Annotated in this window: 12 protein-coding genes and 1 tRNA gene; 8 read left to right on the forward strand and 5 right to left on the reverse strand. The window is 16.7% G+C overall.

What is annotated here, in order from left to right; translation table 11 throughout:
* Positions 1 to 254: 254 nt before the first annotated feature.
* The gene (gene miaA / locus AACL42_RS01180; protein WP_340147338.1) at positions 255 to 1,211 is read right to left on the reverse strand and encodes a tRNA (adenosine(37)-N6)-dimethylallyltransferase MiaA; all 957 of its coding nucleotides are present in this window, start codon (positions 1,209 to 1,211) and stop codon (positions 255 to 257) included.
* Between the two features lie 61 nt (positions 1,212 to 1,272).
* On the reverse strand, positions 1,273 to 2,904 hold the full coding sequence (pgi, locus tag AACL42_RS01185; protein ID WP_340147339.1) for a glucose-6-phosphate isomerase: 1,632 nt from the start codon (positions 2,902 to 2,904) through the stop codon (positions 1,273 to 1,275).
* A 404-nt stretch (positions 2,905 to 3,308) separates the two neighbouring features.
* On the opposite strand from pgi, the gene orn reads away from it, so the two are divergent.
* From orn to AACL42_RS01205, 4 genes are all read left to right on the forward strand, one after another.
* Positions 3,309 to 3,845, forward strand: coding sequence for an oligoribonuclease (gene orn / locus AACL42_RS01190; protein ID WP_340147340.1), 537 nt, complete (start codon positions 3,309 to 3,311; stop codon positions 3,843 to 3,845).
* A 103-nt stretch (positions 3,846 to 3,948) separates the two neighbouring features.
* Positions 3,949 to 4,021 (forward strand) — tRNA-Gly (locus tag AACL42_RS01195).
* Between the two features lie 338 nt (positions 4,022 to 4,359).
* Positions 4,360 to 5,949: an anthranilate synthase component 1 gene (locus AACL42_RS01200; protein WP_340147341.1), complete on the forward strand. Its 1,590-nt coding sequence runs from the start codon at positions 4,360 to 4,362 to the stop codon at positions 5,947 to 5,949.
* A 4-nt stretch (positions 5,950 to 5,953) separates the two neighbouring features.
* Positions 5,954 to 6,538: an aminodeoxychorismate/anthranilate synthase component II gene (locus AACL42_RS01205; RefSeq protein ID WP_340147342.1), complete on the forward strand. Its 585-nt coding sequence runs from the start codon at positions 5,954 to 5,956 to the stop codon at positions 6,536 to 6,538.
* 172 nt (positions 6,539 to 6,710) lie between these two features.
* Here AACL42_RS01205 and rpmE read toward each other — a convergent pair whose 3' ends face one another.
* Positions 6,711 to 6,914 (reverse strand): 50S ribosomal protein L31, encoded by a 204-nt coding sequence (gene rpmE / locus AACL42_RS01210; RefSeq protein ID WP_340147343.1) that lies wholly within the window; start codon positions 6,912 to 6,914, stop codon positions 6,711 to 6,713.
* A gap of 352 nt (positions 6,915 to 7,266) precedes the next feature.
* Between rpmE and hslV the strand changes: the two genes are divergently transcribed.
* From hslV to AACL42_RS01225, 3 genes are all read left to right on the forward strand, one after another.
* Positions 7,267 to 7,797, forward strand: coding sequence for an ATP-dependent protease subunit HslV (hslV, locus tag AACL42_RS01215; protein ID WP_340147344.1), 531 nt, complete (start codon positions 7,267 to 7,269; stop codon positions 7,795 to 7,797).
* A 13-nt stretch (positions 7,798 to 7,810) separates the two neighbouring features.
* Positions 7,811 to 9,151, forward strand: a complete 1,341-nt coding sequence (gene hslU / locus AACL42_RS01220; RefSeq protein WP_340147345.1) for an HslU--HslV peptidase ATPase subunit — start codon at positions 7,811 to 7,813, stop codon at positions 9,149 to 9,151.
* A 185-nt stretch (positions 9,152 to 9,336) separates the two neighbouring features.
* Positions 9,337 to 10,089 (forward strand): ferredoxin--NADP reductase, encoded by a 753-nt coding sequence (locus AACL42_RS01225; protein WP_340147346.1) that lies wholly within the window; start codon positions 9,337 to 9,339, stop codon positions 10,087 to 10,089.
* 45 nt (positions 10,090 to 10,134) lie between these two features.
* Here the strand turns inward: AACL42_RS01225 and epmA are convergent, their stop codons facing one another.
* Positions 10,135 to 11,139 (reverse strand): elongation factor P--(R)-beta-lysine ligase, encoded by a 1,005-nt coding sequence (epmA, locus tag AACL42_RS01230; RefSeq protein ID WP_340147347.1) that lies wholly within the window; start codon positions 11,137 to 11,139, stop codon positions 10,135 to 10,137.
* Positions 11,140 to 11,450: 311 nt separating this feature from the next.
* Positions 11,451 to 12,404 (reverse strand): hypothetical protein, encoded by a 954-nt coding sequence (locus AACL42_RS01235; protein ID WP_340147348.1) that lies wholly within the window; start codon positions 12,402 to 12,404, stop codon positions 11,451 to 11,453.
* 370 nt (positions 12,405 to 12,774) lie between these two features.
* Here AACL42_RS01235 and AACL42_RS01240 point away from each other — a divergent pair, with 370 nt between their 5' ends.
* Positions 12,775 to 13,524: a class I SAM-dependent methyltransferase gene (locus AACL42_RS01240; protein WP_340147349.1), complete on the forward strand. Its 750-nt coding sequence runs from the start codon at positions 12,775 to 12,777 to the stop codon at positions 13,522 to 13,524.
* Positions 13,525 to 13,537 lie beyond the last annotated feature (13 nt).

Consider the following 13,537-nt stretch of genomic DNA (forward strand, 5'->3'; position numbering starts at 1 on the left):
AAATTTACACAAATAAAATTAATAATAAATTTTTTATATTCATAATATATAAAAAAAATTAAATACTAAAAAAATTTTTTTAAATATTTTTTTAAATAAAAATTTTTTTACAAAATAAAAAAATTTTTTAATTATTTTATCAAAATTTATTTTTTAACTTTTTAATAATAAATTTTTTTAAAAAAAATTATAATTTTAATATGTAAGGTTAAAAAATTTTTATTTTTTAAAAATAAAAAAATTTTAAAACTTTATTATTTTATAAAAACATTAATTTTATTAATAAGTTTTTCTAAACATTGCTCTTTATTCTCACTATCAAAATAATTTAAATTTTCCCAAGATTTTAACCAAGTAATTTGTCTTTTTGATAAACTTTTTGTTAAATTAAAAATTTTATTAAACATTTGATCATAAGTTATTTTTCCTAAAATATAAGACCACATTTCTTTATATCCTATAGATTTCATACTAGGAAAATTTGTTTCAACTTTTTTTTTAAAAAATAAAAATTCTACTTCTTTTTGAAATCCTAAATCAATCATTTTATTTAATCTTAAAAAAATTCTTTGATTTAACCAATTTCTATTTTTAGGAAATATTGCAAGTTGCAAAACATGATATGGAAAACAATATTTTTTTAATGATAATAAATAACTAATTTTTTTTTTAGAAATAAAAATTACTTCTAAAGCTCTTAACAATCTATATGTATCATTTGGATGAATTAATTTTGAATAATTTAAATCTAATAATTTTAAAATTTCATATAAAAAATAATTCCCTTGTTTTTCTTTTATCAAAAACAATTCATTTCTAATGTTTAAATCTTTTTTAGGTAAAGAGGATAAACCATATAAAAGTACTTTATAATAAAACATTGTACCTCCAACTAAAAAAGGTATTTTATTTAAAGAAATTATTTGATTTATTTCTTTTAATACATCGTGATAAAACATTTTAACTGAATAATATTCATTTAATTCTTTTATATTTACTAATCTATGAGGATGTTTTAAAAGTTGATTTTTAGAAGGTTTTGCTATTCCAATATTCAAATCCTTATAAATTAAAGCAGAATCTACACTAATAATTTCAATTGGAAAATATTTATGTAATTCCATAGCTAAAAATGTTTTATTAGATGCTGTAGGACCCATTAAAAAAATTATTAAAGGAAATTGTTTTAAATTTTTTTTTGTATTTTTCATATTTTTTAAAATAAAATAAAAAAATAATAAAATATTTTTAAAAAATAATTTTTGTGAATATTTATTTAAATTTTTTAAAAAAATTTATTAAGGAATTTGTAGAATTATCATAATTCTTACATTTATATTTATTTTTAAGAACTTTTAAAATTTCTACTGAAATTTTTTTTCCATATTCAACTCCCCATTGATCAAAACTAAAAATATTTAAAATCACTCCTTGACAAAAAATTTTATGCTCATATAAAGCAATTAAGGAACCTAAATTATAAGGATTAATTTCAGTTATTAAAAAAGAATTATTAGGTTGATTTCCAAAACAATTTTTAAAAATTTTATTAGAATTTACCTCTTTTTTATTTTTAAAATTTTTTATATTATTATTTCCAAAAGATAAAGCTTTAGTTTGAGCAAAAAAATTTGATAATAATTTTAAATGATGATCAGAATTAAAAACAGAATTATAAGTTTTTATAGGAACAATAAAATCACAAGGAATAAGTTTTGTTCCTTGATGTAAAAGCTGAAAAAAAGAATGCTGACAATTTGTTCCAGTAGAACCCCAAATAATAGAACCTGTTTGCCAATTAACTAAATTCATATTTCTATCTATATTTTTTCCATTAGATTCCATTGAACTTTGTTGTAAATATTCATAAAAATGAGATAAATATTCATCATAAACTATAACAGCTTCTGTTTCTGATTTAAAAAAATTGTTATACCAAATACTAATTAAAGCTAATAATACAGGTATATTCTTTTTAAAAGGTGTTTTAAGAAAATGTTTATCCATATCAGAAGCACCTTTTAACAATAATAAAAAATTTTTAAATCCTATTGATAATACAATAGAAAGTCCAGCAGCTGACCATAATGAATATCTCCCTCCTACCCAATTCCAAAGTTTAAAAAAATTTTTTTTTTCAATTCCAAATTTTAAAACTTTTTTTTCATTTTCAGAAATTCCAATAAAATGATATTTCATATTTTTTTTTAAAATTGCATGTTTTAAAAAAATTTTTTTTATTATTTTAGCATTAGTAAGTGTTTCTTGTGTAGTAAAAGTTTTAGAACAAATAATAAATAAAGTTTGATCTATTTTAACTTTTTTTAATAATTCTTTGATATTTGTTCCATCAATGTTTGACAAAAAATGTAATTTTAATCTATTTTTAAAAGGAGTTAAAGCTTTACTTACCATTAATGGGCCTAAATGAGATCCTCCAATTCCTATATTAACAATATCAGTAATATATTTTCCTGTATATCCTAACCATTTTTTATTAATTATACTCTCAGAAAAAATTTTAATTTTTTTTAACATTTTTTTTATAGAAAATTTAATTTTTAAATTTTTTAGAACATAAAAATTAGATTTTAAATTTCTTAAAGCTACATGTAACACTGCTCGGTTTTCTGTTTTATTTATCTTTTTTCCAAAATACATAGAGCGTATTGCATTTTTTAAATCCATTTCATTAGCTAAACTTAATAATTTTTTAATAGTATTTTGTGTAATTCTATTTTTTGAAAAATCTATTAAAATTTTTTTTTTAAAACATAAAGAAAAATTTTTAAAACGATTTATATCTTTTAAAAATAAATCTTTAATATGATATTTTTTTACTTTTTTATAATGTTTAAATAAATTTTTCCAAGAAACAGTATTTTTAGGATTAGTATTTTTCATAAATTGTATTTTTTTATTATAAAATAATGAATATTAATTGTTAGAAAGACAGATATAATAAAATATTAAAAAAAAATTTTTAATTATTTTTTAAAAAAATAATTAAAATAAAATTATATATATAAAAAATATATTAACATATATAATAATTAAAATTTTTAATAATAAAAATTAATTATTTATAAAATTAATACCATTTTTATAAATAATTAATTTTATTATATTTAAATTTTTAAATATATAAATAATTTAAGTTTTTAAAAAAAAAATATTTAATTTCAAAAAATTAAAATTACACTGTAATTTTAGTATAAAAAATTTATATTATTTATAATAATTTTAAGTTATTGTTTTACAATAATAATTTTTAATTTATTTAAAATAAAAAATCAAGATTATAAAAAATGAATAAAAAAAATAATTTAATATGGTTAGATTTAGAAATGACTGGTTTAAATATAAAAAAAAATCATATTTTATCTATTGGTATCATTATCACAAATAATAAATTAAAAATTTTATCTCCTAGTTTAGAGATAGTTATCAAACAATCTAAAAAAAAATTAAAAAGAATGAATTTGTGGAATAAAACAATTCATAAAAAAAATGGATTAATAAAAAAATCATTACAAAGTTTATATACTGAAAATTCAGCAGAAAAAAAAATATTAAAATTTCTAAAAAAATGGTCTATAAAAAATAATTCTCCTCTTTGCGGCAACAGTATTCATCAAGATCGAAAATTTTTATTAAAATATATGCCAAAATTAGAAAAATATTTTCATTATAGATCTATTGATGTAAGTACTATCAAAGAATTATACTATCGTTGGAAAAAAAAAAAAATTAAAAAAAAAAATAGACATCAAACTATATCTGATATTAAAGAATCTATTAAAGAACTTTTATTTTATAAAAAAAATTTTTTTAAAATAAAATAAAAAAATAATAAAATATAAAAAATATTTATTAAAGAATACTTGTAATATGATTTATATTGTTATTATAATATTATAAATATATATTTATAATATATTTTTTTTTGCGGGAATAGCTCAGCTGGTAGAGCATAACCTTGCCAAGGTTGGGGTCACGAGTTCAAATCTCGTTTCCCGCTAAAAAATAAAAATTATAAATTTATAAAAATAATTTTTAAAAATATTAAAAAAATATTAAAAATTTTAATAAAAAAATTATTTAAATTATTTTTATTTTAAAGTTTTTAATTATTATATTAATTTGTAATTAATTTATATAAATAAAATTAAAATTTAATAAATAAAAAAATTAAAAAATAATAAATTAAATAAAATAAATAATAAATAAAAAAAATTTATATATTCATTCTCATTAAATCATTAATATTTAAAATATTAAAATATAATAAAAAATTTATTAATAAAAATTTTTAATATTCTATACAATATTTTTAAATAAGATATTGGAATTCTTTAAATGAAAAAAAAATATAAAGTAAAAATAATTAAAAAAAAAATAATTTATGAAAAAAATCCACTTAAAATTTTCAATCAAATTTGTCGTTTAAAAAAAAACACTTTATTATTAGAATCATCAAAAACAAAAAATAAAAAAAAAATAGAAAGTATAATTATTGTAGATAGTGCAATAAGAATAACATTAAAAAAATCTATAATATATATCAAATATTTTTCTAAAAATGGAAAAAATTTAATTAATAGGTTTGTAAAATGTTTATCTAAAAATATAAAATTTAAAAAAAAAAAAAATGTTTTTAAAATATTTTTTTTAAAAGAAAATAAATTTATATCATTAGATGAAGATAAAAGATTAAAAGAAACTTCTTTTTTAAAAATTTTTAAAATTATTATTAATAATTTTGATTATCCTAAAAAAAATCCGCAATCTATTTTTTTTGGAGGATTATTTTCTTACGATTTTATAAAATATTATGAAAATTCTATAAAATTTAAAAAAAAACAAAAATGCCCAGATTTTTGTTTTTATGTAGCAGAAACTATGATATTTTTTAATCATAAAAATAAAAAATGTATTATACAATCAACAATATTTAAAAAAAACAAAATTGAAAAAATAAGATTAAAAAAAAAAATTTTAAAAATAAAAAAATTAATGGTATTAAAAAATTTTCAAAAATATGAAAAAAAAAATGTAAAAAATATATCTATTACTAACAATTGTGATAAAAAAAAATTTTCTGAACTAGTGAAAAAATCTAAAAAATATATAAAAAAAGGAAAAATTTTTCAAATAGTTTTATCAAGAAAATTTTTTATTTCTTGCTATAATCCATTATATGCATATTTTTTATTAAAAAAAAGTAATCCAAGTCCATATATGTTTTTTATGAATGATGAAAAATTTACTTTATTTGGTTCTTCACCTGAAATTTTTTTAAAATATAATTCTAAAAATAGAAAAATAGAAATACATCCAATCGCTGGTACGAGAAAAAGAGGCACTTTTATAAATGGATCTATTAATATTGATTTAGATAATAAGATAGAATTAGAAATGAGAACTAATAAAAAAGAATTATCTGAGCATATAATGTTAGTAGATTTAGCAAGAAATGATTTAGCTAAAATTTGTGTCCCTGGATCTAGATATGTTAAATATTTTAAAAAAGTACATAAATATTCTCATGTTATGCATTTAGTTTCTGTAGTAACTGGAAAATTAAAAAAAGATCTAGATGCTTTTCATGCATATTATGCATGTATGAATATGGGGACTTTAACAGGAGCCCCTAAAATAAAAGCAATGCAAATAATTTCTAAATTAGAAAAAGAAGAAAGAGGGGTATATGGAGGATCAATAGGTTACTTTAATGGATCAGGAGCATTAAACACATGTATAATAATTAGATCTGCTTATATCAAAAAAAATATAGCAACTGTTCAATCTGGAGCTGGAATTGTATTAGAATCTATACCCGAAGAAGAAACTAAAGAAACTTGGAATAAAGCTTGTGCTGTTCTTCAATCTATTTATTTATCTCAAAAAAATAAAAATATAATAATAAAAAAATTTAAGGAAAAATAAATAAGTGCCTAAAATAATATTATTAGATAATTTTGATTCTTTTACATATAATCTAGTGGATATTTTTAGAATAAAAAATTATAAAGTTTATATTTATAGAAACAATATAAAAAAAGAAAAAATAATAAAAAAAATTTTAAATTTAAAAAAACCAATTTTAATTTTATCTCCTGGTCCTGGAATACCTAAAAATTCTGGATGCATGATGTCTTTAATAAAATTATTAAAAGGAAAAATTCCTATTATAGGAATTTGTTTAGGTCATCAAGCAATTATTGAATCTTATGGAGGAAAAATAAACAAATGCACAAAAATTATTCATGGAAAATCTTCTTTTATAAATCATGATCAAAAAGATATGTTTTATAAATTACCAAATCCTATAAGTGTAGGAAGATATCATTCTTTAGTATTTAAAAAAAAAGAAATACCTAATGAATTAAAAATAAATGCTTACAAAAAAAATCTTGTTATGGCTGTTAAAAATAATTATAATCGAATTTGTGGTTTTCAATTCCATCCAGAATCTATATTAACCCCTCATGGAGAAAAAATTTTAGAAAACACACTTCAATGGACTTATTTATAAAATATAAATATAAAAAAATTTTTAATAAAATATTTTTTATTTTAAAATATTAAAAAAATATTATAAAAAAATAAATTTTTATATATTTTAATTTATTTTAAATAAAAAAATATTTGTTTATTTTAATAAAAAAATTTAATAAAAAATAAATTATAAGATTTATCTTTTATATTTAAATATTATGAAAACGTTTTTTAAACAATTTAATTCTTCCTCCAGTATCTACTACCCTTTGTTTACCAGTATAAAAAGGATGACATTTTGAGCAAACATCTAAAGAAATATTTTTATTAACAGTACTATATACATGAATTATATTGCCACAAGAGCATTTTGCTGTAATTAAAAAAGATTTAGGATGAATATTTTTTTTCATAAAAACCTTATAAAAATAAAATTATTAGTTTAATAAATAGTTAATTTAAAAAAAAAAAAAAAAATTTTAAATTAATTAACATTTTTTAGTGTAATTTAAATATTAAAAAAATTTTTTAAAATTTTTTTAATATTTAAATTATTAATTTTTTTACTTTATCATAAAAATATAATTTATTCTAAAATATTAATAAAATATTAATAATAATAACATTTTTTTTTAAAATCAATATATTTTTAAAGATAAATAATTTATAAAAATTTATTTAAATAAATTTTATAATTATTTATAAAAAATTGAAAATATAATAAAATTAAATTATTTATCATTAACTTACAAGAAGTTCTTAAAAATGACAACTATAATTAGTGTGAGAATAAAAAAAAAAGTAGTAATTGGTGGTGATGGTCAAGCAACATTAGGTTCTACAATTATGAAAAGTAATGTACAAAAAGTAAGAACATTATATCATAATAAAGTAATTGCTGGATTTGCTGGTAGTACAGCTGATGCATTCACTTTATTTGATCTATTTGAAAAAAAATTATCAGTTCATCAAGGACAATTAAAAAGATCAGCTATAGAACTTGCTAAAGATTGGAGATCAGATAGAATATTAAAAAAATTAGAAGCACTTTTAGCTGTAGTTGATAAAAAAGAATCTTTATTAATTACTGGTAATGGAGATGTTATAAAACCAGAAAATAATATTATAGCTATTGGATCTGGAGGATGTTATGCTCAAGCCGCAGCAATTGCTTTGATTAAAAACACAAAATTACATGCAAAAAATATTGTAAAAAAATCTTTAGAAATTGCATCAAATATTTGTATTTATACAAATAATAATTTTACAATTAAAGAAATGAACTCTGAAAAATAAGGAAATAAATGTAATGAATGATACTATGACTCCTCGAGAAATTGTAAAAGAATTAAATAAATTTATAATAGGTCAAAAATCTGCTAAAAAAGCAGTATCTATTGCTTTAAGAAATCGTTGGAGAAGAATGCAATTAACAGAAGACATAAAATCTGAGATAACTCCTAAAAATATTTTAATGATCGGCCCTACAGGAGTAGGAAAAACAGAAATTTCTAAGAGATTAGCAAAACTTTCAAATGCTCCTTTTATTAAAGTAGAAGCTACAAAATTCACAGAAGTTGGATATGTTGGAAAAGAAGTAGATTCTATTATTAGAGATTTAACTGATATTTCTATTAAAATAATTAGAGCTGAATCTATTAAAAAAAATAAAAAAAAAGTAAAAAAAATAGTAGAGTCAAGAATTCTAGAAGTTTTAGTTCCTGGAGCTCAAAATCATTTAAAAAAAAAAAAATCTTCTAAAGAAAAAAGACCTTTATCTACAATAAAAAAATTTAGAAAAAAATTAAGAGAAGGAAAATTAGATAACAAAGAAATTGAAATTAATGTACTAGGAAATCCAGTTGGAATTGAAATTATGGCTCCCCCTGGAATGGAAGAACTAACAAATCAATTACAATCTCTTTTTCAAAATATTAATGGATCAAAAAAAAATATTAGAAAATTAAAAATTAAAGATGCTATGAAAATTTTAACTTCAGAGGAAGCTTCTAAACTAGTAGATTCTGAAAATTTAAAAAAAAAAGCTATAAATTCTGTTGAGCAAAACGGAATAGTCTTCATTGATGAAATTGATAAAATTTGTAAAAGAAATAATTCTTCTAATCACGATGTATCAAGAGAAGGAGTTCAAAGAGACTTGTTACCTTTAATAGAAGGATGTGCAGTTTCTACAAAACATGGAATAGTTAAAACAGATCATATTCTATTTATTGCTTCTGGAGCGTTTCAAACATCTTCCCCTTCAGATTTAATTCCTGAATTGCAAGGAAGATTACCTATAAAAGTAAATTTAAAAGCTCTAACAAAAAAAGACTTTGAAGAAATATTAACTAAACCAAAAATATCTATTACAATACAATATAAAGCTTTAATGAAAACCGAGTCTATAAAAATAAAATTTACGAAAGATGGAATTAAAAAAATTGCAAAAACAGCATGGAAAATAAATGAATCTATGGAAAATATTGGAGCGCGACGTTTATATACAATTTTAGAAAAACTTATGGAAGATATTTCATATAATGTATTAGAAAATAAAGGTAAAAATATTAAAATAGATTCTAATTATGTAAACAAACATCTAAAATCTTTAATTTCTTCAGAAGATTTAAGTAAATTTATATTATAAAATAATTTTTTTAAAAATTTTTTTAAAAAAATTACTATATTTATATATTAAATAAATATTAATATATAATTTATTATTTATATATTAATATTTAAAAATTTTTTATAATAATTTACAGTATAAATTAAAAATCATATAAATTATATGATCAAAAAAAAATTTTTAAATTTTTTTATGAGAAAATTATGACTAATTGGATTCCAGCAAAAATACAAAAAATTAGATATTTTAATAACAAAAATCTTTTAAAAATCATTTTAACAGCAAAAATAGATTGTTTTATTGCTGGTCAATTTAGTAAAATATTAATAAAAAAAAAAAATAAAAATATTCAAAGAGCATATTCCTTTGTTAATGCTCCTAAAAAAAAAAAAATTGAATTTTATATTACATTAGTAAAAAAAGGAGAAATGAGTAATGAACTAAAAAATTTAAATGATACAGATAAAATATTTGTTTCAAAACAATCATTTGGATATTTTACATTAATAGAAATTAAAAAATCTTTTGAAAATTTATGGATGATTTCTACAGGAACTGGAATAGGACCATATTTATCAATATTACAAGAAAAAAAAAATTTACAAAAATTTAAAAAAATTATATTGATACAATCAGTCCGATATTTTTCAGATTTAATATATTTATCTAAAATAAAAAAATTAAAAAAAATATACAAAAAAAAATTAATTGTAAAAATTAGTATTAGTCGTGAAAAAAAAAAAAATTTTCTTAATAAAAGACTTACAAAATTATTAAAAAACAAATTTTTTGAAAAATCTTTAAATATTAAAATGAATAAAAAAAATTCTCATATTATGTTATGTGGAAATCCTAATATGGTTCAAGATGTACAAAAATGGCTAATAAATAAAAAAAAAATGACAAAAAATTTAAGAAAATTTCCAGGAAATATTACAATAGAAAAATATTGGTAAATAATAAAAAAATTTTTTAATATTGTTGTAAACTAATATTATTTTTTAACAATTTTCTATAGAAAAAGAAAGTACATTTTTAATATTTGTTTTTTTTAAAAATAACATTATTAATCTATCTAATCCTAAAGCAACACCAGAACATTTAGGAAAATTTTTTGTTTTTAATGAACATAAAAAAAAATTATCTATTTTTCTTTCTTTAATATTATTTTTTTTTCTTTTAATATTATTTTTTAAAAATCTTTCTTTTTGTTCAACATAATTAGATAATTCATAAAATCCATTACCTAATTCTATTCCTTTAAAAAATAATTCGAATCTTTCACATACTTTTTTATTTTTTTTATTTATTTTTGACATTAAAGCTTGATCAGACGGATAATTATAAATAAAAATAGGAAATTTTTTTCCAAGATATGGCTCAATTCCTATCATAAATAATATTTCTAACAAATCATTTTTATTTAGAAAATTATCTTTAATAAGATGGCAATGTTTTAATTCAATAATTTTATTTTTTAAATATTTTTTTTTACATGTTAATGGATCAATATCTAAATATTTTTGAAATATTTTTTTATAAGAATATCTAACAGATTGAGGAAATTTAAAAACAATTATTAAAAATTCATTAATTTCTTTCATTAAATCATAAATATTATAATTTGGTCTATACCATTCTAAAATAGTAAATTCAGGATTATGTAAAGTTCCACATTCATTATTTCTAAAAGATTTACAAATTTGATAAATAGAATTATTTTTTTTATCATAAGATAAAAATCTTTTCATATGATATTCAGGACTAGTATTCAACCAATAATTTTTATTAAAAGAATTTTTTTTTTTATTATCATTTAAAAAAAATTTTGTTTTAAATTGATCTAAATAATATTCATTTACTTGAAATTGAGATAATAATGGAGTATCTAATTCTATAAAATTTTTTTTATAAAAGAATTTTCTAATTTTAAAAAAAATTTTTGAACGTTTCACTAAATCTTTAACTTTCGATGTAGGTTTCCAAGATATTTTTTTATTTTTCATATTTTAATGTTTTTTATACTATTAAAATTTATTTATTAAAATCAGAATATAATAAGTTTTATTTATTATATTCTGATTTTAAAATTAATAATTATTTTAATTAATCTAAGAGATTAAAATAATAAAATAAAATTTTTTATAATTTATATTTTTAATTATATAAATTAAAGATATCTAAATTATAAAAAAAAAGCATTTAACTTTTTAATATTTAAAAAAAATTTTTTAAAAAGAAAATTTTTATTAATAGAGCTAATTTAATTAAAAATTTTTATTTATTTTAAAACTTTTAAATTTTATTTTATAATTTATTATTCATTATTAATATTTTTGTTATAAAAATTTATAAAATCAAAAAAAGCACTATTTTCTTCATTACAAGTGTTTACAATATTATTTATACTTTTTTCGATTTTATTATTAAATTTCTTATTTTCAAAAATTTTTTTACTTTCATTTATAATTTTAATTCCATCATTTTTTATATTGTCGGATAATGTAGCTAAATGAAAAGGAAACTTTTTATAATCAAAATTTTTTGAAAAATTTAATTTATTTAAATCATTTGATAATAATAACTGAATTACTATAGATTTATCTTTATTATTTAAATGAACCATTTTTTCCCAATAATTTTCTAAAAAATTAAATCCGTGATCAAAAATTTTAATTTCTTCTTTTAATAAATTCCCAAAAAATGGCATTTTTTTAGAAAATTTATCTATTTCAGAGGCACTGAATAACATTTTGTATTTGTCAAATAAACGTGTTAAATTATGAAAAGCTATTTTTTTTAAAAAAATATTATTATCGGAAAAATTACATAATATTTTTAAATTTTTAAATAAATTTATAATATAATATGAAGATAAATGCTCAATATTTTCGATAAATTTTATATCTTTATCTAAAGAATTATTAAAATTATTATTAAAAGATTCATTTTTTAATTCTTGAGCTAAATCATTTAAAGATTCTGTCAACTTATTTTGAATAATATCCAATATATTAAATACTTTTTCTTGATTTTTAGGAGTACATAAATTTTTTATAGATTGATCTAAATTTTTGTGTTGAAGAATATTAATAATATTAGCAAAATCATTTTTTGAAATTGAAAATACATTTTCTTGATCTTCAACTGAAGATAACTCAACTTTATTTAAAGATTCATTCTGTATTGTATTTATTCCTTGTATATTATTTTTAGTATTATTCACACAAGTTACAAAATTATTAATTTTCATGTTTGAAAAATTAGACATATTTTAGAATTACCTCAACTAAAATGTTATTGTGTAAAAAATAAAAATAATTTTAAAAAATGTAGAACTTTTTTTTAATTTAATTTAATATATATTTATATACAAAACTATATTAAAATAATTATTTTTAAAATATTCTATAATTAGAAATTTTAATATTATAAAATTAAAAAATAAAAAATTTTTTAATTATTCAAATATTAATAAATTATTTAATTCAATAAAATAATATTATAAAATTATAAAATATAAAAGAATAGTATTTTTTATAAAATACTTTAAAAAATTAAAAAAATTATTTATATATAAATAATTTTATTCTTTTATCTTAAAATTATTTTATTAACAATTAAAATACATAAAAAATATTATGATTACAATCAAAAAAAAAAAAATAAAGAACAAAAATAATTTGATAAATTGGTTTAAAAATTGGAAAATTTTAAATTGCATAAATTCTAATATAAATTTAAAAATAAAAAATTCTAAAATTGTTTTAGAATCTAAATTAAATAAAAAAATAGAAAATTTTAATATTGATTTTAAATCTAAAAAATTAAATTATCGTATTAAAAATAAAAAAAATCTTTATAAAGAAAAATTAATTCAAGCTATAGGTTTAAAAAATAAAAAAAAATATATATTTGATTTAACAGCTGGTTGTGGAACAGATTCTTTTTTACTAGTATCCTCAGGATTTAAAGTAATAATGATAGAAAAAAATCCAATTATTTCATATTTTTTATCTAAAGCATTAAAAAAAATTTATAAAAATAAAAAGTATGGATCTTTTTACAAAAAAAATTTAAAATTTTATTGTAATAATTCTTTAAAATTATTAAAAAAAAAAAAAATAAACCCAAAAATTATTTATTTAGATCCAATGTTTAAAACATATAATCATAAATCTTTACCGAAAAAAAATATATATTTTTTAAGAAAAATTACAAAATTTGATATATTCCAAACTAAAAAATTACTTATAGAATCTATAAAAATTGCAAAAAAAGTAATTATTAAAAGATTTTTTAAAGATAAAAAATTGTTAAATATAAAACCAAAAAATATAATTTATAGTAAAAAAAAAAAATATAGATTTGAAATTTATAAAAAAATATAAATTTTATATAAAA

It is taken from the genome of Buchnera aphidicola (Drepanosiphum platanoidis), assembly GCF_964020165.1.
GTDB lineage: Bacteria > Pseudomonadota > Gammaproteobacteria > Enterobacterales > Enterobacteriaceae > Buchnera_J > Buchnera_J aphidicola_BL.